Source organism: Paenibacillus sp. P46E (genome assembly GCF_001909095.1).
In the GTDB taxonomy this organism is placed as follows: Bacteria; Bacillota; Bacilli; order Paenibacillales; family Paenibacillaceae; genus Paenibacillus_AQ; species Paenibacillus_AQ helianthi.
The window spans coordinates 74,539-95,811 of record NZ_LVYZ01000030.1 but is presented as its reverse complement, the minus strand read 5'-3'; the positions used below and the strand labels follow the sequence as shown (position 1 = coordinate 95,811).

At 50.5% G+C, this 21,273-nt stretch carries 16 protein-coding genes; 11 read left to right on the top strand and 5 right to left on the bottom strand.

Annotation, left to right across the window (positions count from 1 at the left end):
* Positions 1-17: 17 nt before the first annotated feature.
* From A3849_RS08210 to A3849_RS08200, 3 genes are all read left to right on the top strand, one after another.
* Entirely contained in the window at positions 18-692 is a 675-nt protein-coding gene (locus A3849_RS08210; protein WP_074110974.1) for a response regulator transcription factor, read from the top strand.
* Entirely contained in the window at positions 689-2,056 is a 1,368-nt protein-coding gene (locus A3849_RS08205) for a sensor histidine kinase (protein WP_074110973.1), read from the top strand. The genes A3849_RS08210 and A3849_RS08205 overlap by 4 nt, the downstream gene beginning before the upstream one ends.
* Before the next feature lie 305 nt (positions 2,057-2,361).
* Positions 2,362-3,318: an alpha/beta fold hydrolase gene (locus tag A3849_RS08200; protein WP_074111008.1), complete on the top strand. Its 957-nt coding sequence runs from the start codon at positions 2,362-2,364 to the stop codon at positions 3,316-3,318.
* 151 nt (positions 3,319-3,469) lie between these two features.
* Here the strand turns inward: A3849_RS08200 and A3849_RS08195 are convergent, their stop codons facing one another.
* On the bottom strand, positions 3,470-4,279 hold the full coding sequence (locus tag A3849_RS08195) for a DUF1963 domain-containing protein (protein ID WP_074110972.1): 810 nt from the start codon (positions 4,277-4,279) through the stop codon (positions 3,470-3,472).
* 318 nt (positions 4,280-4,597) lie between these two features.
* Between A3849_RS08195 and A3849_RS08190 the strand changes: the two genes are divergently transcribed.
* The gene (locus A3849_RS08190) at positions 4,598-6,727 is read left to right on the top strand and encodes a class I SAM-dependent methyltransferase (RefSeq protein ID WP_074110971.1); all 2,130 of its coding nucleotides are present in this window, start codon (positions 4,598-4,600) and stop codon (positions 6,725-6,727) included.
* Between the two features lie 297 nt (positions 6,728-7,024).
* Here the strand turns inward: A3849_RS08190 and A3849_RS08185 are convergent, their stop codons facing one another.
* On the bottom strand, positions 7,025-7,942 hold the full coding sequence (locus A3849_RS08185; RefSeq protein ID WP_074110970.1) for an AraC family transcriptional regulator: 918 nt from the start codon (positions 7,940-7,942) through the stop codon (positions 7,025-7,027).
* 126 nt (positions 7,943-8,068) lie between these two features.
* Here A3849_RS08185 and yicI point away from each other — a divergent pair, with 126 nt between their 5' ends.
* The 3 genes from yicI (at position 8,069) to A3849_RS08170 (ending at position 12,196) form a co-directional block, all read left to right on the top strand.
* Entirely contained in the window at positions 8,069-10,390 is a 2,322-nt protein-coding gene (yicI, locus tag A3849_RS08180) for an alpha-xylosidase (RefSeq protein WP_074110969.1), read from the top strand.
* Between the two features lie 227 nt (positions 10,391-10,617).
* Positions 10,618-11,802: an SGNH/GDSL hydrolase family protein gene (locus A3849_RS08175; RefSeq protein ID WP_074110968.1), complete on the top strand. Its 1,185-nt coding sequence runs from the start codon at positions 10,618-10,620 to the stop codon at positions 11,800-11,802.
* 85 nt (positions 11,803-11,887) lie between these two features.
* Positions 11,888-12,196: a hypothetical protein gene (locus A3849_RS08170; protein ID WP_074110967.1), complete on the top strand. Its 309-nt coding sequence runs from the start codon at positions 11,888-11,890 to the stop codon at positions 12,194-12,196.
* A 55-nt stretch (positions 12,197-12,251) separates the two neighbouring features.
* On the opposite strand, the gene A3849_RS33305 is transcribed toward A3849_RS08170, so the two are convergent.
* The 3 genes from A3849_RS33305 to A3849_RS08160 form a co-directional block, all read right to left on the bottom strand.
* On the bottom strand, positions 12,252-12,347 hold the full coding sequence (locus tag A3849_RS33305; RefSeq protein WP_218619217.1) for a YjcZ family sporulation protein: 96 nt from the start codon (positions 12,345-12,347) through the stop codon (positions 12,252-12,254).
* A 92-nt stretch (positions 12,348-12,439) separates the two neighbouring features.
* Positions 12,440-14,068: a response regulator gene (locus tag A3849_RS08165; RefSeq protein ID WP_074110966.1), complete on the bottom strand. Its 1,629-nt coding sequence runs from the start codon at positions 14,066-14,068 to the stop codon at positions 12,440-12,442.
* Entirely contained in the window at positions 14,065-15,897 is a 1,833-nt protein-coding gene (locus tag A3849_RS08160) for a sensor histidine kinase (protein ID WP_074110965.1), read from the bottom strand. The genes A3849_RS08165 and A3849_RS08160 overlap by 4 nt, the downstream gene beginning before the upstream one ends.
* A 133-nt stretch (positions 15,898-16,030) precedes the next feature.
* On the opposite strand from A3849_RS08160, the gene A3849_RS08155 reads away from it, so the two are divergent.
* From A3849_RS08155 to A3849_RS08140, 4 genes are all read left to right on the top strand, one after another.
* Entirely contained in the window at positions 16,031-16,912 is an 882-nt protein-coding gene (locus A3849_RS08155) for a carbohydrate ABC transporter permease (RefSeq protein WP_074082835.1), read from the top strand.
* Positions 16,912-17,745 (top strand): carbohydrate ABC transporter permease, encoded by an 834-nt coding sequence (locus tag A3849_RS08150; RefSeq protein ID WP_074110964.1) that lies wholly within the window; start codon positions 16,912-16,914, stop codon positions 17,743-17,745. Before A3849_RS08155 ends, A3849_RS08150 begins: the two co-directional genes overlap by 1 nt.
* A gap of 55 nt (positions 17,746-17,800) precedes the next feature.
* Positions 17,801-19,108, top strand: coding sequence for an ABC transporter substrate-binding protein (locus A3849_RS08145; RefSeq protein ID WP_074110963.1), 1,308 nt, complete (start codon positions 17,801-17,803; stop codon positions 19,106-19,108).
* 150 nt (positions 19,109-19,258) lie between these two features.
* Positions 19,259-21,262, top strand: coding sequence for a beta-galactosidase (locus tag A3849_RS08140; RefSeq protein WP_074110962.1), 2,004 nt, complete (start codon positions 19,259-19,261; stop codon positions 21,260-21,262).
* Positions 21,263-21,273 lie beyond the last annotated feature (11 nt).

Here is a 21,273-nt window from a genome sequence, read left to right as displayed (position 1 = left end):
TGGAAAAGAGGGAACGGATGCCTACTGTACTGGTAGCGGACGACGATGCGAACATTCGCGAACTCGTTTGTTTATTTCTGCGCAACGACGGATTCACAACGGCCGAAGCTGCGGACGGCAAGGAAGCGCTAACCGTCTACGCCTCGACGAATATCGATCTGGTTGTACTCGATATTATGATGCCGATTATGGATGGCTGGACGTTATGCAAGGAGCTCAGAAGAGCCAATCCCGATCTCCCATTACTGATGTTGTCTGCAAGAGGCGAAACATGGGAGAAAGTGAAAGGGTTCGAACTGGGGACGGACGATTATATGACGAAACCATTCGATCCGCTGGAGTTGACTGCCCGTGTCAGGGCATTGCTCAAACGTTACCGGGTTGGCTCCACGCAGACGATCCAGTTCGGCAACGTGATTCTTGACCGGCAGACCTACAAGGTGATGAGAGGGGCGGAGCCGCTCACATTGCCGCTCAAGGAGTTCGAATTGCTGTATAAGCTTGCCGGCACACCCGGACAGGTCTATACGCGCGAGCAATTGATCGATCAAATCTGGGGGATTGATTACGCTGGAGATGACCGAACGATAGACGTACACATTAAACGCCTGCGCGAACGGTTCGCGGCAACACCCGAATTCCGTATCGAGACGGTCCGCGGGCTGGGCTACCGGCTTGAGGTTTACGAATGATCAGATCCTTATATATACGCGTTGTACTGACGTTTCTAGTGTCTGTAATCGGAGGCACGATCATTGCTTTTTTTGTGGCAACCTGGATATTTAAAGATCAATTGAACGACAACCTGCAGATCACCTTACTTGATTTTGGCCAGGACATTACCCGGATTTACGAGACTTTACCTATTCGTGAAGCAGACTCGTTCGTAAGTGGTATGAAACAGCTCAATTCCTATTATGTTCGAATCTATGATCAGACGGGGCAGCTGCAATCTTTGGGAGTACTTAAGGAACATGATCCAATCTCTGTGACTGCGGAACAAATAAAGGAAGTGCTTGCCGGCAAAGTTTTTCAAGGCAAGACGAATGGGATTAATCCGATCCTTTTAGGGCTGCCGATAAAAACCGAAATGGGAACAAAAGCGATGTTTGTAGAGCAGCGTGCCTCCTCCTCCTCTTCTTTTATGATCAAATGGATTATAAACTTTTTGACCTATTCGTTGATTGCAGGAAGCCTATTGATTCTGGTAGCGGCGATGTTCCTAATCAGTCCGATCAAGAAGCTGACAAAAGCGACCCACCGTATAGCCGCTGGAGATTTCAGCATTAAGCTGAATATTAAGCAAAAAGGGGAACTCGGTACCTTGGCACGCAGCTTCGAAGAAATGATGTATGATCTGCAGCAGCTTGAACAGATGCGCAGAGAATTCGTATCGAATGTGTCGCACGAAGTTCAATCGCCGCTCACCTCGATATCCGGTTATGCTATGGCGCTCAAGCAACCAGGCATCACAGAAAACGAGCGAAGCCGTTATCTCGATATAATCATCAATGAAGCAGACCGGATGTCCAAGATGAGCGATAGCCTGCTAAAACTGAGTTTACTGGAATCGCAATCACAGCAGCTGCAGCTCACTACGTTCAGTCTTGATGAACAGATCAGACGGGTCATCGTCGCGATCCAGCCGCAATGGCTGGCCCGCAACATCCGTTTCGAGCTTGATTTGAAGGCTGTCCGGCTAGTGGCCGATTATGATCAATTAAACCAGGTATGGACGAACCTGGTCGGCAATAGCATCAAATTTTCCATGGATGGCGGCGTTATTGATGTTAGCATCAGGGAAGATGTTAACCATGTGACCGTCCTGATATCCGACAACGGTATCGGTATTTCTCCCGAGGACCAGAAACGTATATTCGAACGGTTCTTTAAGGCTGACCGCTCCCACAGCCGTAAGTATAGCGGCAGCGGCATGGGACTTGCCATCGTTAAACAGATTGTATCGCTGCATCAAGGCGACATCCGGGTGGAGAGTGAGCCCGGACGGGGAACAACCCTTATTGTTACCTTGCCGATCACCACGAAGGCTGATTAGCAGGTGCACTTTTCAGGTTACGGCATGATCTTCAAGCCCCTGTGCTTGTGACGCCGTAGCTTTTTTTGAAATATAAAAATTTATATGCTTCGCGCTATAAATTATCCTTCTATTTCTCGCTGAAACGGTGCCGTCCTTAAAAAAGGACGGCACCGTTTCTACTTGCTTGTTCATACTCCGTTCATATTGCCGTCACGGGGAGTACATCTTCGTTGGTTAAACTTACCCTAACGGATCGTTAAGGCAACCGGAATCACCGATGAGGACAGGAGAAGATACAAGTGAAACAAAGAGAGACAGCGAAAATGGGGATGGACACGAGGATGAAAAAACCGCTTAGGATTATACTGAAATCATTAGCAGGATTAATGATAGCCATAGTCCTTTTTTTAGCCATTGTTTTTATAGTCAATCTGATCAGCAACAAATCGGAGCAAGGTAGGATCCAGTCCTATGGCCAGTTAGTCCCTGTAGACGGGAAAAAGATGAATGTATTGATTCAAGGGAAAGGTGAAGATACCGTGGTACTGCTGCCCGGTTATGGGACAGCAGCGCCGGCACTTGATTTTAAGCTGCTGGTAGATGAGCTGTCACCCTTCTACAAGGTAGTTGTGATTGAGCCGTTTGGATATGGATTAAGTGATGGAACGGATAAAGAACGAACCACAGAGAATATTGTAAGTGAGATTCATGAAGCTTTGCAGCAGCTTCATATTGAACGTTACACGCTGATGGGACATTCCATTGCGGGTATTTACGGGCTGGATTATGTGAACAAATATCCAGACGAAGTGAATGCATTTGTCGGGATCGACAGCAGTGTTCCCACGCAAGGCGGTGTGGATGAAGAATTACCGGTAAAAACGTTAGAATTTCTCGACAAATCGGGTCTCATGAGACTGCTGATGAAAATAAGCGGTGACCCTTATGCCGGACTGCCATTTGATGATCAAACAAAAGAACAAATGAGACTAATTTCGAACATACACTCGAATAATGCTACTGTGATGAATGAAATGGAACATATTTCTTCTAATTTTAATGCAGCGAAAGCTTTGGCATTCCCTAAGAATCTTCCCCTTCTTCTTTTTGTACAAGCGAATAATACAGACGTTGAAGGATGGACCTCCCTGCATGAAGGGCAAATCAAAGATTCTGTACATGGAAAAATGATTACACTCGAAGGGGAACATTATCTGCACCATACCCGATCCAAAGAAATCGTTCAGGACTTCATTGAATTTATGAAGGAGTCCAAATAAAGGATTGCTCTACTTCCCTACTTATAGAAAACAGCGGCAGCCATGGACGGAGAATTAAAGTCCCGGATTGCCGCTGTTTTTGTGGTGAAGTTCTAAGGAAATAATCATTTTAAAGGTCAACCGCTTATCCATTAATAAGAATCCCCCTTCCTTATGTCCCCACACGGTCTGTATAGACATGCCCGAAGAATGCCTTTTTGAAGTCATCCTCCCGTATAAAAAAATATAATAAACCGGACAAATCCCAATTCATACCAATCTCGTCACTAGAGTCTGCTTGTAACAGAAGAAGTTCATCACTGGGATGGCCTCCGTATTGCAGAGGTGTCATGTGGCCCAAAAAACGAAACCCGATCCCTTGCCGATAGGTCTCCATGAAGTCAGTCCAGAATCCCAGCGAGTATTTTTCTAAATCTTCTTTATTCTTCATCAGCTTGTTCTCTGTCAAATAATCGCTGTCAGGTATCGTCAATTCAAGCTTTTTTTCCAATAGGGCAGATCTGAAAATCTCGGGGGCCAGCAGCCCTTTTGGCGGTTCCATTCTTATCAATTCTGAAGTCTCAGTGGTATAATAAACCAAATTGTTATTCATTGTGTCGGCATCATATTGCGGGTCGTCATACCACAGCTCCGGATCGTACACGTAAAAGAAGTAGAGGATGCCGCTTGCAGGATACTCCGGATCTACCAAATTCATAGGGAATTCCTCGAGATTAATTTGAGCGATAAAAGACATGGGATGATGTTTCCAGGAGGGCCACTGAAAGGTGGAAGGAACATCAGGATGCCCGCCGATTTTGCTGGTACCAAGCTTAATAGCGCTTTCGTCCATCATCGTTGGAGCCATATAGAATCCGGGTCTGATGTGCTGTTCTAAGGTGTTCCAATATTTGCCCAGTCCGGCTTCTTCCAGCATCGAACGAATATCGCCCATGGACGGGGCAGTCATTTTTTCAGCCATAGGAGGGTTCACTTTGTTCGAGCCTTCATTGTGTCCTATTGAACCGGTCGACAATGAGATTACAAATAAGAGGCACGCGGTTAGTAGCTTGATTACATTCACGATCATTATCCTGCCTTTCGCAATCCTTATTCAACAGGTACTCTTATCCCATGTTATATCACTTATCCTCCAATGACTACCTATATATTCACTCAGAACAAATGTGCAAAAGGAGCATGTCTCCGTTTTGGATTATGTGTGGTTTGACGGAGGTGCGGTTAGCATATTCGTACTTATGAGAGGTTCGGCAATTATATATACTTAGGAGGAATTAGCATGCTAAAATCCCTGCGAGCCATTGAAGAATACCGCGAAACCGGACAACTGTACGGGGGAGGCTTCCCCTGGCTGGAATACATCGTTCAAGCGGAAGAAACGATTGTCAACCTGGAACGCGTAGACTCCCTGCAAGAACTGGAATACATCAACCCGGTGCTGGATTACGTGGAACGAAGCCTGCGTCTGCTGGACAGTCTGGCGTTGTCTTACTGGATCAAGGAGCTGGCCGAAGAGACGTTGGTCTGGTCAGAGACGGCAAAAGGCGGGACTTTGCGTCAGCGCCGGCTGTGGCAGGCGGAAGGAATTAATATTTTTGTGCACAATATCGGTTCGGCTCAGCTGTATTTGAGGCATGCAGGGCGAGCTGGGGCAGAGGAATATGGTCTGCAGACTGGTCATGTGATGGAGGCAGGGGGTACCGAAGCAGCGAAGCAGGAGATTGTGCACCGGCTGATTGAAACACATGGCCTCATCGGGCAGCAGATTCGCGGTGAGGTGCCGCCATCCGTCAACCGTCCGCTGGCATCGATGGTAGAGGAAGGGCTGCTGACCGCTGATGAGCTGGAGCGCCTGCTGTTCGCACTGAATCACTGCATTATTTCCGCGGTATCCCCGGAGCTGTGGCAGGAGGTGCGGACCGAGGTGATGGAGCTGATCGCCGTGATTTCATCCGGGGATCTGCTGCATGCCGGGGTACCGATGAAGGAGCGTTTGCGGAGAATGCGTGCAGGGGCGATTGCAGCCGGCGAGGATTATGACACCGAGTGGAGCAGCCTGGTGCAGGAGGGCTTCAATCCCGATGTTCTGGAGCTGATACAGCCGATGACGTTCTGGTATGTGGAATCAGCGCTGCAGACCTTTTCGCTGGAGCAGTTTCTCAAGGTTGTGGCTCTCACTGCCTGCGGCAGTAAGCTGACCGGTCTGAACCATATCAGCTACGAGGCGGTTATGAACAGCATTTATTATGACTACAAAGGCGCCAAGAAGATTAATGTATACAAGAAACGGATTATTGAAAAGTACTTATCCGGGCTGGCCTGGGAGGATATTCTGAACGGTTCTGCCTCTCCGGGCAATCCGCATCTGATTCACCGGCTGCGGCGGGAGGAGTATTTGCCGGACACGCTGTTCTTCCATTTCGAATTCTCTCCGGCAGCGGAGAAGCTGATTGAGTTCTGCACCGAAGCGGAGAAGTCAGCACTGTATGAACGGGCTGTGCTCATGCTGTTCGATTTGTTTGAGCTGCGCCGTGATGCCTTTGACCGGTTCCATAACGAGGATACGTATTTAAGCCAAATGAATGAGACGGCAGACTATAAAGCAGTCATTCTGGAGTATGTCACCGGCCGGAAGGTGCTGGACATTGGCCCTGGCGGCGGGGTGCTGCTGGATCTGATCGAAGAGCGGATGCCTGGCGTGATACCGGTGGGCATTGATATCTCCAGTAATGTTGTCGAAGCGCTACGCCAGAAGAAGCAGCGGGAGGGCCGGCGCTGGGAAGTGCTTCAGGGCGATGCGTTGAACCTTAAGGACTTTGTGGAGCCGGGTACGGTGGATACCGTTATTTTCTCCTCCATTCTGCATGAGCTGTATTCCTATGTGCCGCTGAACGGGGTGAAGTTCAATCATGAGACCGTGGCTGCGGCACTGGTGAGTAGCTTTGAGGTATTAGCAGACGGCGGTGCGATTATTATCCGCGACGGCATTATGAGCGAGCCGGTGAATCAGCGGCGCCGGGTGCGTTTTCTGGAGGCTGGCGGAATGGCGGCGCTGGAGCGATATGCGAAGGATTTTGCCGGACGGGACATTCAAGTTGAGCACGTAGATGAGCAAGAGGTGCTGATGCCGGTGAACGATGCCATGGAGTTTCTGTACACCTATACCTGGGGAGAAGAAGCTTATATCCATGAGGTCCAGGAGCAGTTCGGTTATTTCACTCCGTCGCAGTATAAGGCCTTTATTCAGCAGACCCTGGGGGAACGGGCGAAGCTTGAGGTTTTCCGCCACTATTTGCAGGAGGGCTATACAGATGCGCTGAAGGACCGTGTGGTCTTTATGGATGAGGAAGGCCATGGGGTGCCGCTGCCGGACAGCACGTGTTTTATTGTGATTCGGAAAGAAGGGTAGGGTTCCAGCTGCCTTTCCACCAGAGAGACGGGACAATTTGGTTTTGTAGAGGGATTAGGGTTGCCACTTCGGCCGACGAGTCATAGTTGGGCACCGGATTCGTGGGATTTTCTCCACTTCCTGGTGCCTGGATTACAATAGGCGAGGCTTATATTGGAATTAGTATACTTAATTCAGCAAGTTGTAGCCTGAAAGGGATATTATTGCGAAATTAAGTTTACTTTTTCCACCAAATTCTCATAACAGAGCAAATTCGGCAGAATTAGTTCTACTTTTTCCACTTAGGGGCTCCCACACTTAAGGATACAGCTGCCCCTGCGCGGAGACTTGCCCCTGTCCTTTGCGGAATTCTGAAGGGGAGCATTTCATCGCCTTGCGGAACACTTTGATGAAATAGCTGACGTTGTCGAAGCCGACCTCCAGGGCAATGTCGGAGATTTTGCGTTCTGTCTGCTGGAGCAGGTCTGCCGCCTGGCGGATGCGGTAGGAGTTGATATAATCGACCGGTGTTTTACGGGTCATGGCCTTGAAGAAGCGGCAGAATTGGCCTTCACTCATTGGGATCAGCTCCGAAAGATCGCGGGTACGGATCGGTTCCTGGTAGTTGTCCTGAATATAGAGAATAACCTTTTTGAGCCGGTTGATCTTGGTGGTATCGGCACTCTCCGACTGGCTGTGGTTCACCGAACGGCCCTCTATGGCGATCTGGGAGAGCATGATCAGCAAAGTTCCTTTCATAAAGGACTCGAATCCGGGCATTTTATGATCATATACCTCCATCATGCGCTCCAGATAGCGCAGCAGCTCCTGCTGCCAGGGGACAGCGGCTGTTATATGGCGGGGGAAACTCTGGCGTTTCTCCAGAAGCGGCAGGATCACCGTCTGCTGAATGGTATCATATTGAGCGCTGGCCAGCAGATCGGGGTGGAAGACCAGTGCGCAGAAGCGGCAGGGGATATCTTTTAGCGCATATGCTGCATGGACATCACCGGATTCAATGAATACAGCTTCACCTGGGCGGAGCGGAAAATAATCGGTATCGACCTGGAACATAATCTCTCCCTCCAGCAGCAGGAAGAACTCGGCTTCCTCATGCCAGTGCGTATCCAGGACAGGGGTTCCGGCGGGAAGCTCGATCCAGTAGGCGGCGAGTGGAAACATTACATCACCATGAACACGGTCTTCTTTGAGCAGACGCTGCGAGGTGCGGTCCATTATGGGCCTCCTTTTTGGTGAAACATCAGAATAATGTTATAAATAAGCTATATTATATTAGTTTTGTCTAATTATTATCGTTATAATGCAACTATAAACACCAAATTGAAGGGTGGCAAGTACCACATGAAATTTACAGACGGCCTCTGGCTGGTTCGTGACGGAATCAACATCAATGGTGCAGTTCAGAACTATGTAGTAGAAAAAACGGCTGAAGGTTTGACTGCTGTTACGCAGACAACTCCGATTACAGGACGTGCAGCAACCCTGAATTCCACACTCTTGACTGTGAAGTTCCATTCCCCGCTTCCAGGCGTGGTAGGCATCAAAATCATTCACAATGATGGCGTATTGGACCGCGGTCCTGCCTTTGAATTGACGAAGGGAACTGGCGATCACGTACAAATCGAAGAAACTGAAGCACAGACAGTACTCATCAGCGGCGGACTTCGTGTTGTAATCAACAAAGGGACGCATTGGTCCGTAGACTTCTACCGGGGCGACGAGCGCATTACCGGCAGCGGTTACAAATCGATGGCCTACATTACAGATCAGGACGGCAACACGTTCATGCGTGAAGAGCTGGATATCGGCGTAGGCGAATTCGTCTATGGTCTGGGCGAGCGCTTTACCTCTTTTGTCAAAAATGGACAGGTGGTTGACCTCTGGAACAAGGATGGCGGCACCAGCTCTGAGCAGGCCTATAAAAACATTCCTTTCTATGTAACAAGCAAAGGCTATGGCGTATTTGTTAACCACCCTGAGCTGGTTTCGTATGAAATTGCTTCGGAAAAGGTGAAAAAAGCACAGTTCAGTGTAGCTGGCGAAAGCCTGGAATACTTCATCATCGAAGGGCCTTCCATTAAAGAAGTTATCACCAAATATACCTCGCTAACTGGCAAGCCAGCGCTTCCGCCAGCATGGACTTTCGGCCTGTGGCTGACCACTTCGTTCACAACCGACTACGATGAAGCGACCGTTAATTCCTTCGTTGAAGGTATGGCTGAACGCGATCTGCCGCTGCATGTTTTCCACTTCGACTGCTTCTGGATGCGTGAATACCAATGGACGGATTTCCAGTGGGACCCGCGCGTATTCCCGGACCCTGTCGGCATGCTGAAACGCTTGAAGGACAAGGGCCTGAAGATCTGCGTATGGATCAACTCCTATATTGGACAGCGTTCACCGCTGTTTGAAGAAGGCAAGAAAAACGGCTATCTGATCAAAAAAGCAAACGGCGACGTCTATCAGACAGACCTGTGGCAAGCAGGCATGGGACTTGTAGACTTTACGAACCCTGCAGCTTGTGAATGGTATGCCGGTTACCTTCGTGATCTGGTGGACATGGGTGTAGACAGCTTCAAGACCGACTTCGGCGAACGCATTCCTACCGATGTGGTGTACTTCGACGGCTCTGACCCGCAGAAAATGCATAACTATTACACTCAAATGTACAACAAAGTGGTCTTTGAAGTATTGGAAGAGAAGCTTGGCAAACATGAAGCTGCTGTATTTGCCCGTTCGGCAACGGCCGGCGGACAGCAGTTCCCGGTTCACTGGGGCGGCGATTGCTACGCGGATTATGAGTCGATGGCAGAGAGCCTTCGCGGCGGTTTGTCCCTGGGCTTGTCCGGCTTCGGTTTCTGGAGTCATGATATCGGCGGTTTCGAAAATACCGCTCCGGCGCATGTGTTCAAACGCTGGCTGGCCTTCGGTCTGCTCTCCAGCCACAGCCGTCTGCACGGCAGCACCTCGTACCGTGTGCCTTGGGCGTACGACGACGAAGCTGTGGATGTTACCCGCTTCTTCACCAAGCTCAAATGCAGCCTGATGCCTTACCTGTATGATATCGCCGGACAGGCACATGAGCAGGGCTGGGCTTCGATGCGTGCGATGGTGATGGAGTTCCCTGAAGATCCAACCTGTGAAGTGCTTGACCGTCAATATATGCTCGGCGATAAGCTGCTGGTGGCTCCAATCTTCCAGGAAAACGGCGAAGTGAAATACTATCTGCCGGCTGGACGCTGGACACACCTGCTTAGCGGTGAAACGGTTCAAGGCGGATCATGGCGCAAGGAAAAACATGATTTCTTCAGCCTGCCGCTGTTTGTCCGTCAGAACTCACTGCTGGCTACAGGCAGTGTAGATACCCGCCCGGATTATGATTTTGCCGATGGCGTGAAATTCGGCCTGTATGCACTGGAAGACGGATCAGCAACGACTGCAACCGTCCGTGATATGAATGGTGCACCTGAGCTGACTGTGAAGGCTGAGCGTAAGGGCAGCAAGGTTACCGTTACCGCAGAAGGAAGCGGCAAGGCATTCACGTTCACTGTGAAAGACCTGGGTGCTATCGCTTCCGTAGACGGAGCGGAGCAAGCAGACGATGCAACAGTGAAAGTAAACGCCGGAACCAAATCTGTATCGTTCACCATCACACTGAAATAAGAATTAGGATTCTGTACAATAGCAGAATGACACACAACCTCTCTGTACAGCATGGCTGCGAAAGCTTCCATGGAGTCAGAGAGGTTTTTGTTGTGAGGGGATCTGCCGGGGGGATCCGGGGATCAGAATTGTGTTATATATCGGCTGATTCGTATTAGTTTTATGCCGGTAATGTCCGTATACTGTGAATGTTTACAGATTCGTATGAACGAAGGAGCTACTTCACTATGCACAGTCAAGAGAATCAAGGCGAAGTGTTCAGCCAGTCTGAGTATTCCTCAGCCACGGCGCTGTCCACGGCCGCCAATTATATCATGAACTCGCAGCAGCCGTTCACGCATACTTACCGGACGTACATCCGGTTACGTGAGAACGGAAGCCTGACCCTGAAATTCTGGCACAGCAACGCGGTGGATTCGACCTGGGATATGGGACTTGAAGCGAGAGGCAGCGAGCCGGGAGGCGAATGGAGCATTGAGGCGGCTTATATTGCTGACGGAGGGCTTGCGCCGGATGGTACCGTCGCGTCAGGCACTGAGGTGCCTGTGACCTTCTCGGGAGCAGCGGCGAAGCAGGTGGCCCCGGGGGAGACTTTCTGGAGTGACGAGGCTTCGCTTATACTGCCGGAGGGCCACTATCTTGCTTTTACATGGACGATTAGAACGGCTGCACCGGGCAAAACCTTCCCGTACAACGTGGAGGGCATCCTGGTCTCTGCCTACGATGCCCCGGGAAATCTCGCCGGACAGGAATCGGATGCTTCCTTCAGTGTATCGGACAAGCTCCTGGTATTGCCAAGCTACATCGGCTACAAGAAAAAAGTGTCCAAAAGGCTCGTGTTCCTGGGTGATTCCATCACACAGGGTGTGCGGACGGCTAAAGACGAATATTCCTACTGGGCTGCGCGGATAGCTGAAGGGCTTGGAACCGGGTACGGGCTGTGGAATCTCGGGTCCGGCTGGGGCAGAGCTTACGATGTGGCCACGAACGGCTCTTGGCTGAATAAAGCCAAGCAGGGAGATGAAGTGCTTATTGTGCTGGGTGTGAACGATCTTGATATCGGTAAACGCTCGGCTGCGGAATTGCTTGAAGATCTGGCGCATATCATTTCCTTGATCAGAGCGGCCAATCCGGAAGTGGAGATTATTCTAAGCACTGTACCGCCATTTAATTTTGAGGGCGAGCGTGAGGAAGCCTGGCGCAGTGTAAATGCACAGATTCTTACCGCACCGCCTGCGGGAGTCAGCCGTATATTTGATATCGCGGCCGTATTGTCTATGCCGGCTCCGGCAGACCATCGGGTCCGCGCGGAGTATATGAGCAATAGTGACGACCCGCATCCGAACGGCACGGCCGGCAAGGCGGTGGCGGATGCTTTTCTGGCATGGTATGAAGGAACCGTTAGTAAGTAAGGCTCCGTAGGGATTACCGGAAAAAGAACACCCAAAGCACACTAGGCATACTATGTATTACTTTTACAGGAAGGTAGTGCTTACTATGGGTATCCAAATGGGATCACATCAAAAAGTGTTGTATCAAGCTGACAATCATTATATCCAAAGTCTGAAAACCGTTAGAGATCACTTACACGGCATATGCAGACAACATGCCAATCAGTTTGTCCGAGTACAAACATTAGACGGTCAAGTGTTCACCGGGAGAATTGTGGGCTGTGATAGAGGGTTGCTTTATTTGAAGGTACAGCATCATGGAGGACAACGCGCTTTTTTCGGAAGCAGCAGTGATGAAATGATATTAACCCTTGTGCTGTATGAATTGCTTGTTATTACTCTGTTGTATACCTAACACATGAAAGAGAACCTACATGGTTGTAGGCTCTCTTTTTTTGGCTTATGACAGATTAAAATGTTCTAAGAATAATCACCAGCAGAATATACAGCACCAAGATTGTAGTAGTGGAAGTAACCAGGCCTCCAATATTTCCGCAACCGCTCATTGTATAACCTCCTCCGCGTTTTCATCTTACAGACCCATGATATGCACCTTCCTCACTGTCTGTATGGACGATTAACCCGAATGAAAAATAAATCAGGGGGTATTCTGTATACGGTAATCCTTGGGAGAGCAGCCTACCTGTTTTTTGAACACCTTGCTGAAGTATTTGACATCATGGAAACCGACCATTTCCGAGATTTGCGACAGCTTCAGGTTGGGGTTCTGCAGCAGAAGCTTGGCTTTGTCGATTCTGACATTTCCGATGAAGTCAGAGAAATTGATGCCATACTCCTGCTTGAATTTGCGTGAAATGTACTCGCGGCTAACGTAGAATTTACCGGCTACCTCCTGCAGTGACAGGTCGGAGGGGTAGTTCTGCTCAATATATTTTACAATATCCGTCATCGGGTTACGTTCCTTCACTGCTCTGGCGGCAAGCTCCTGCGAGAGCTGCTGCAGCATGGCGAAGGACCAGTCGCGCCAGGCGAATAAAGAAAAGGAATAGCCGCTCGGCAGTGGAGCCGGATTGAGGGTATCCGCCCGCTCCAGCTCTGCCAGTGCACGATCGGCCTGTCCGCCCAGGACTTCCCGCACCAGCCGGGAACGGAAGAGCAGGGCGTCGGCTTTCCAGGAATTCAGCATCTCCGGGGTAACCACACCCCGGCGGCTGAGCTCGTGGGTCCAATGCTGTGCTGCGGCTGACAGCACTTCTGGACTGCCGCTGATCACGGCCATTCTCCATTCTTCCTGTACGTCTGCAAAAAGCATCGGCGCCCCGTTTCCGGTATCCAAAGGTTCAGCGGGTGAGGAGAAATGGCAGTAATCCTCATGTCTTAACAGATTCCGCCGGAGTAGTGCTTCGGCGGCTTCTGCGCGTTCGGCGGGCAGTCCTCCAGGAAGGCTTCCTACTGAGCTGATGCCAAAGTGCATCCGGAACTGCAGTGTCAGGTATATTCCCTGGTTGATCCGGTTGATCAGCTCGACAACCGATTCCTGAACATCCCACAGGATCATTGCAATTTCCGGCGGTCCTCCCCAATAGCGGAACGCTATCCCCTTGCTCTGCTGCAGAAATTCATTGCAGATATTGACGATGGCATAATACATCAGCTCACTGTCTCCGCCGAACCGTTTGATCAGCGGATTGTTGCCGGGATCAGTCTGCACCAGAATCAGCCGTGAGACACTGGCATGGTGCGGGACCACTCCCTCATCCAAAAGCCTGCGCAGCGTGGCTTCCGCATTCAGCGGATCATCAATCAGCGCCGACAGCAGCTTCTCCCCGTAGATAGGCTTGATTTCATTCAGCCTTATGCTTTGTTTCTGCCGGTGGCTCCGCTCTTCCTCTTCGGTCCTCCAGGCGGCTACCGCTTTGGATACAGCGTTATTGATCATTTCCGGCTCAATGGGTTTGAGGATATAGTCAATCCCGCCATGACGGACGGTTTGGCGGACAAAGTCAAAATCATTATGGCCGCTGACCACAATAAACTTGGTGCTCCCGGCAAATTCATTGACCCAGGTCATCAGCTCAATCCCGTTACCCGACTCCATCATCATATCCATGATGACAAGTGCCGGCTTTTCCTTGCGGATCAGCTGAATGGCTTCGTTACCGTTCCCGGCCTCCAGAATTTCCCCGATCTGATGCGCATCCCAGTCGACCAGAAGTCTGACCGCCTTGCGTACTCTGGCCTCATCGTCAACAATCAGCGCCTTCATATTCCTTCACTCTCCACAACAATTTCAATTTCCAATCTGACAACGACTCCGCCTGCCTTATGATTATCCACCATCAGCACAGCACTGTCCCCACAGACCAGCCTTAGCCGGGCCAGCACGTTGGGCAGTCCGATCCGGGCACCCGGGGCATCCCGTGTGCTGTCTTTGCTGTCCGCGTCTTTCAGGGAGCCGATATCCAGCCGGCTGGGATGCTCAAGCTCCTGCTGTAGCGCTTCCAGCCTTGCTGCAGGAATGGAGCTGCCATTGTTTTGGATGATGATTTCCATCCGTCCGGTGGCAAGCCGGGCCGCTGTGATTTCGATCAGCCCGTCGGTACGGGCGAGATTGAAGCCATGCTTGAAGTAATTCTCCACAATGGGCTGGAGGATCATCTTGGGCATCAGCGCATTCTGCAGCGAGTCCTCCATATCGTAGCGGAAAGTGAACTTATTTTCAAAACGTTCCTTCTGCAGCTCCATATAGGCTTTGACATGATCCAGCTCATTTTGAACCGTCACAATTTTCTCATCATTGTACATGCTGTATCGCATCATTTTGGCGAGCGCGGAGAGCAGGGCATAGATTTGCGGCACCTTAAGCTCCAAAGCGAGTGTACCGATAATCTGTAGCGTATTGTTCAGAAAATGAGGATTAATCTGTGCCTGCAGCGCCTTCAGCTCATTGGTCTTGTTCGACAGCTCCAGCCGGTATTCGCGCAGAATCAGGTTGTTGATCGTATCCATCATGCTGCGGAATCGTTCGGTAACGAGACCAATCTCATCCTTGCCGGTCGGCCTGATATCGATCTCGAGATTACCCGTCTGCACCTGATTCATATACCTTGTCAACTGCTTAATGGGAGCCGTAATCCGGAAGGAGATGAGAATCGTCAGTGCGATAATCATAATCATCAGCAGCACCAGCAGCATGATGTTGATTCTGACGGCTTCGTTCGCTTCACGGTACAGGTAAGAGACCGGAATCTGCTTCACCAGCGTCCAGTTCAGTCCCGGGCTCTCAATCTTCTGATAGATAAACACGGCTCCTTCCTCTTCAAAATAACCCTGAGACAGTCCGTTTGCCGCGATTTGCTTATCATACCAGGAGGCATTCAGCGGTTTACCCAAGGTTGCCTCATCATGACTGTATACGACCGTGCCGCTGTCATCCACCAGATAGATGTTTTCTTTATCGCGCTCATACAGCTGGTCCATGATGTCCGTAAACGCTGTCAGCTTCACATCAATAGAGAGATAGCCGAGCGCATCGGTGGAAGGGACCCTCTCAATCCTTCTATGCAGGGTGAAGACCGGCTCCGGAGTTAACTGCGGAATCACTGAATTCAGCCCGTAGCTGTTGCTTATATGTGTACTCTGAATGGATAGGGGGGATGAGTCCGTGATCCGGGTGTCACTAAAGAGCGGAATCCCCTGCCGGCGCATGGGTGTGGCATTGTGGGCTACGAGCGTGGCTTTGCTATCCTTGACACGATATAGATAGACCTGAAAAACGTCAGGAATAGAAGTCAAAATATAGTTCAGCGAAGAGTAGATCCGGATATTGGCCGTCATATCATCGTAGCCCGCTTCAAGCTGCCTGTAGAAGTCGGAGTCCGAGTAGACCGTCAGAGACAACCGGTTTACCTCCTGGATCAGGGTGCTGATATTTTTGTAGCCCTGGTATAGCAGATTTTTATTCTCATCTACCGCCCGGGTTCGGAGAGACTTCGTCGTGTAAGAATAGCTGATAAACATCGTAGCCATGATACAGATTAGGGTGGGAAGGAGTAAAAAAACAATCAATTTGGTGCGGATACTGTTCCATTTCATCGATTCTTGTCACATCCGATCAATATTTTACACCTGAAAGATCACCTGAGTAGGTGTAAGAGGTCCTTCAAAAAACAGATAATATGTTTAGATCATAAACAAGTGAGTGAGTAAAAGAAAGGGGGACGGGTGAATGCGCGGTTCGAAGTTGTCCCAATTTGGTCAACAGGCTTTTTTTGTGGGTCCGGCATTATTGTTTTTTACCCTGATTACGATTATTCCATTTCTGATGGGAATGTATTATTCCTTCACGGACTGGAACGGCGTATCCGGAAACGTAAGCTGGGTTGGCATTGATAACTTTAAAGCGATATTTACAAATGATCCGGATTTCTGGTCATCCTTCTGGTTCACCGTAAGATTTACTGTGCTGGGAGTGGTTTTGACCAATGTAGTGGGCTTTTTTCTGGCCTATCTGCTGACTAAACCATTAAAAACACGCAATATGCTCCGTACCATTTTCTTCATGCCGAATGTGATCGGGGGATTGTTGCTCGGGTTTATATGGCAATTTATCTTTATCAAGGGTTTCGCCACGATGGGCGATGTCACCGGCTGGTCCTTCTTTAACCTTCCATGGCTAGGTGATGCAACCACGGGCTTCTGGGCGATTGTCTTAGTGTTTATCTGGCAGTCTTCCGGTTATCTGATGGTAATCTACATCGCTTCACTCAGTAACGTATCCAAAGAAGTGCTGGAGGCTGCTGAGATTGACGGCGCATCCCGGATGCAGGTGCTTCGCAACATTATCGTACCGTTGATTATGCCTGCGGTAACCATCGGCTTGTTCCTGGCCATTTCCTGGTCCTTCAAAATGTTCGACCTGAACTTGTCGCTGACCAAAGGCGGACCGTTCAAATCGACCGAGTCTGTTGCCATGAATATCTATAATGAAGCCTTCCTGAACAACCGTTACGGTCTGGGTACGGCCAAAGCGCTGCTCTTCTTCCTGATTGTAGCGATTATCACTGTCATTCAGGTCCGTGTGACGAAGAGCAAGGAGGTAGAAGCTTAATGAATGCAAAGTCCAAAAGCAGATGGAATGTCGGAATTGAAGTAATCATGATTCTTTTGGCGCTTCTATTCCTCTCTCCTTTCTATTTCTTGCTGGCGAACTCGGTGAAATCCTTCGGGGAGATCCTGAGCGATGCTGCAAGCTGGCCGCAGCACTTCATGTGGTCCAACTACTCGAATGCCTGGAAACTGGCCCGCTTCTCTGAAGCCTTCCGCAACTCGCTGATTGTCACCATCATCAGTGTGGTTCTGATCTCTTTGTTCAGTGCAATGGCTGCTTACCGTATGGTTCGCGCCAATAACCGGTTTAACCGGGTGTTGCTGCTGCTGTTCGTAGCGGCGATGGTCGTTCCGTTCCAGACCATTATGATTCCGATCCTAAAGGTCGTTAATGTATTAGGAGTGAATAACTCCTTTCTGGGCCTCATTATTTCCAACCTGGGCCTCAGTATTCCGATGGCGATCTTCCTGTTCCACGGCTTCATCAAGTCCGTACCTCTTGAGATTGAAGAGGCGGCAACGGTCGATGGTTGTAATCCGATATCGGCGTTCTTCCGGATTGTGCTTCCTCTGCTGAAGCCGATGCTGATGACCATTATCGTGCTGAATGCTCTGGGTATCTGGAATGACTACCTGCTTCCGTCGCTGATTCTTCAGGCGCCTGGGCTTCGTACGATTCCGCTGGCTACCTTCTCATTCTTCGGGCAGTATACGAAGCAATGGGATATGGCGCTCCCGGCACTGACAATCGGGGTTGCTCCAATTGTGATCTTCTATCTGTTCATGCAGCGGTACATTGTTGAGGGAATAGCGGCCGGCTCGGTGAAAGGTTAACACCGGGCCCCCGTTCCACATAGGAATCAGTTAAATTATATGAGGGGGAAATAAAATGATTAAGAAACGTTCTGCACTGTTGATGTCATCTGTAATGCTAATGACAGTAGTGCTCGCGGCTTGTGGCGGGAATTCAAATAATGCCGCATCCAATACTGCATCTAATGGAAGCGCTGGCAACAAATCCGGCGAAGTGAAAACGGTTAAAATTTTTCAGTTCAAGACTGAAATCGTGGAAGGCCTGAACGAGCTGAAGGTTGAATTCGAGAAAGAACATCCTAACATCAAGCTGGACATCCAAACGGTCGGCGGCGGTGCAGACTATGCGGCAGCCCTGAAGACTAAATTTGCTTCCGGCGATGCTCCTGATATTTTCTCGAACGGCGGTTACGCTGAAATGGCACTGTGGGCTGACAAATTGGAAGACCTGTCCGATCAGCCTTGGGTGAAGGATCTGATTCCTTTGGCTGCAGAGCCAATGACCAAAGACGGCAAAACCTATGGTATGCCAATGAACCTTGAAGGTATCGGTTATGTATACAATAAAGACCTGTTTGCAAAAGCGGGTATCACTGAAACTCCAAAGACCATTTCTGAGCTGGAACAAGACGCTAAGAAGCTGCAGGCGATCAATGTTATTCCTTTCGGCAATGCGTATCAGGAATGGTGGCTGCTGGGTATCCAGGGGATTAGCGTAGCTTTTGCACAGCAGGCTAATGTTGATGATTTCATCAAGGGCCTGAATGCCGGAACTTCCACAATCGTGGGCAACGAGAAATTCAAGGATTGGAGCAACCTGCTTAACCTGACTGTAAAATACGGACAAAAAAATCCGTTGACTACAGATGCTAATACTCATCTGGCTATGTTCGCCAATGGCGAAACGGCTATGATGCAGGAGGGCAACTGGGCACAGACTCTGGTTGATAACATCAAGCCTAACATGAACATCGGTATGTTTCCTATGCCAATTAACGACGATCCTGCGATGAACGATAAGCTGTCTGTAGGCGTTCCAGCGAACTTGGTCGTTAACAAGGATTCCGGATCGAAGGAAGAAGCTAAAACCTTCCTGAACTGGCTCGTAACTTCAGACATGGGTAAAGAGTATATCGTGAAAAAATGGAAATTCATTCCTGCTCTGTCCACCATTCCAGCAACACCTGAAGATATCGGTCTTCTTGGTGCTGATGTATGGAAATATGTTAAAGAAGGTAAAGTATACGGTTTGCAGGCTTCAAAATTCCCTGATGGTGTAACTCAGGAATTCGCCAGCGTCATCCAAGAACTGATCGCTGGTAAAACCGACGAAGCCGGCTGGGAAAAAGGTATGCAGGCTGCTTGGGACAAGCTGAAGAAATAAGCGGATCAAGTAAACAGAGAGTCCGGATACGGACCAAATAAGCAGTTGGATAAAGTGGATTTGCGAAAGGCGCTCCGTCTATCTCATCATTGATGTGAGGCGGAGCGTCTTTATTTGATTTAAAATAAGAGGATGAAAGGGAGTGAAGGAATGGGCGGGGAAGGTTATAAGAACGTTCAAGTCGGTGTTGATTATTATCCGGAGCACTGGGATGAATCCATGTGGGAGCCGGATGTGAAGCTAATGAAGGAGAGCGGCGTCAGACTGGTGCGGGTGGCAGAGTTTGCCTGGAGCCGTCTGGAGCCGAGCGAAGGGGAATTTGAGTTCGGCTGGCTGGATAGGGCGATAGATCTGTTTCATAAATATGGCCTCCAGGTTGTGATCGGAACGCCTACAGCAACACCGCCGCGCTGGGTAACGCGGACTTACCCGGATGTGCTGCCGGTCTTTGCGGACGGGCGGATTTATCACGAAGGCGTGCGCGGGCACCGCTGCTACAACAGTGTCTCCCTGCGCAAATTCGGAAGCCGCATCATTGAACGCCTGGCTGAACACTACAGCAGTCATCCGGCCGTGATCGGCTGGCAGACCGATAATGAATTCAGCATGCTGGATTGCTGCTGCGACCGCTGCAATAAGGACTTCCGGGACTGGGTGCGGGCAAAATACAGCACGCTCCAGCATCTGAACCAGGAATGGGGGACCGTGGTCTGGAGCGGTGAATACAGTGACTGGTTTGAGGTTACAGTGCCTTACGGCGGCTCGCCACACCAGAATCCCTCACTTCTGCTGGACTATCAGCGGTTCCAGTGGGAATCATGTATTGCCTTCCAGCGTTCCCAGGTAGAGATTCTGCGACGGGTCTGCCCGGAGCATTTCATTACGCATAATTTCCACAGCTATCCGCAGCGGCTCAACATGCATGGGCTGGCTGAGGATCTCGACGTGGCCGCCTTCGATTATTATCCGAACCCGTCACCGCAGAAGCAGGCGACCGCGCCTTACAGCGGCGCGCTTTCCCTGGATCTGACCCGGGGCATCAAACGCCGGAACTTCTGGATCATGGAGCAGCTTAGCGGGCCTCCGGGCTGCTGGTTCCCCATGTGGCGGACGCCGCACCCGGGTCTCATCCGCGCTTATGCCTGGCAGGCGATTGCGCGCGGGGCGGATACAGTTGTGCATTTCCGCTGGCGCAGTGCGGCAGCCGGAGCGGAGCAATTCTGGCATGGGCTGATCGACCACAGCAATGTGCCCGGACGGAGGTTCGCCGAATTCGAACAGCTGTGCGGCGAGGTGAATGGTCTGGCCCCGCTGCTGCAGGGGACTGAGGTCGTCAGCCGGGCCGCCATCCTGTATTCGCATGAGCAGCAGGCGGCACTGCGTATCCAGCCCCAGGCCGAGGGGATGGATTATTATGAGAATATCAAGCTGTACCACCGTGCGCTGACCCGGCTTGGCATCAGCTGTGATGTTATCGACTGGCGTCAGCCGCTTGAGGGGTACAGGCTGGTGATTGCCCCCAGTCTGTACCTGCACGATGAAGAAGCCTCCCAGTCACTGGAGGCTTATGCCGAAGCCGGGGGAACAGTGATTCTCACGAACCGCAGCGGCGTGAAGAATATGAGCAACATCTGCGAAATGCAGCCTCTGCCGGGATTCTTCTCGCGTGCGGCGGGCGTTTCGGTGGAGGAATACGACCCGGTCGGAACCGAAAATCATTTGCTTGTTGATCGTGAAAGTATGCTGTATGAATGCAGCCAGTGGTGCGACATTCTGCGGCCAGAGGGGGCCGAGCCCATTGCCTGGTATGGTGACGATTTCTTCACCGGAGCTCCTGCGGTTACTGTGAACCGCTTCGGATCGGGCCGGGTTTATTATATCGGGACTCATGCCGGTGAGGACTACTGGCTGAAGCTTCTCCATGATATCGCGCTAGAGGCAGAGCTGGTCCTGTTTCCGGGATTGCCGGACGGTGTGCAGGCATTTACGCGTACCGGAAAGGCGGGAGATCTGCTGTTCCTGCTGAATCTCACGCGTACGGCACAGACCGTGGGACTCGACAAGCATTACCGCAGTGCTCTTACCGGTGCCTTGCTTAGTGGACCGTTTGAGCTTGGGCCTTACGCCGTTGAGATTCTGAAGGCCGAAAGCTGATCTATCCGGGC

Excerpts from the sequence above, each read along its gene's own strand:
- A3849_RS08140 (WP_074110962.1), top strand. The coding sequence starts at position 19,259 with ATGGGCGGGGAAGGTTATAAGAACGTTCAAGTCGGTGTTGATTATTAT.
- A3849_RS08150 (WP_074110964.1), top strand. The coding sequence starts at position 16,912 with ATGAATGCAAAGTCCAAAAGCAGATGGAATGTCGGAATTGAAGTAATC.
- A3849_RS08185 (WP_074110970.1), bottom strand. The coding sequence starts at position 7,942 with ATGGACCGCACCTCGCAGCGTCTGCTCAAAGAAGACCGTGTTCATGGT.
- yicI (WP_074110969.1), top strand. The coding sequence starts at position 8,069 with ATGAAATTTACAGACGGCCTCTGGCTGGTTCGTGACGGAATCAACATC.
- A3849_RS08195 (WP_074110972.1), bottom strand. The coding sequence starts at position 4,279 with ATGGCTGAAAAAATGACTGCCCCGTCCATGGGCGATATTCGTTCGATG.
- A3849_RS08200 (WP_074111008.1), top strand. The coding sequence starts at position 2,362 with ATGGGGATGGACACGAGGATGAAAAAACCGCTTAGGATTATACTGAAA.
- A3849_RS08170 (WP_074110967.1), top strand. The coding sequence starts at position 11,888 with ATGGGTATCCAAATGGGATCACATCAAAAAGTGTTGTATCAAGCTGAC.
- A3849_RS33305 (WP_218619217.1), bottom strand. The coding sequence starts at position 12,347 with ATGAGCGGTTGCGGAAATATTGGAGGCCTGGTTACTTCCACTACTACA.
- A3849_RS08205 (WP_074110973.1), top strand. The coding sequence starts at position 689 with ATGATCAGATCCTTATATATACGCGTTGTACTGACGTTTCTAGTGTCT.
- A3849_RS08165 (WP_074110966.1), bottom strand. The coding sequence starts at position 14,068 with ATGAAGGCGCTGATTGTTGACGATGAGGCCAGAGTACGCAAGGCGGTC.
- A3849_RS08155 (WP_074082835.1), top strand. The coding sequence starts at position 16,031 with ATGCGCGGTTCGAAGTTGTCCCAATTTGGTCAACAGGCTTTTTTTGTG.
- A3849_RS08145 (WP_074110963.1), top strand. The coding sequence starts at position 17,801 with ATGATTAAGAAACGTTCTGCACTGTTGATGTCATCTGTAATGCTAATG.
- A3849_RS08160 (WP_074110965.1), bottom strand. The coding sequence starts at position 15,897 with ATGAAATGGAACAGTATCCGCACCAAATTGATTGTTTTTTTACTCCTT.
- A3849_RS08210 (WP_074110974.1), top strand. The coding sequence starts at position 18 with ATGCCTACTGTACTGGTAGCGGACGACGATGCGAACATTCGCGAACTC.
- A3849_RS08175 (WP_074110968.1), top strand. The coding sequence starts at position 10,618 with ATGCACAGTCAAGAGAATCAAGGCGAAGTGTTCAGCCAGTCTGAGTAT.
- A3849_RS08190 (WP_074110971.1), top strand. The coding sequence starts at position 4,598 with ATGCTAAAATCCCTGCGAGCCATTGAAGAATACCGCGAAACCGGACAA.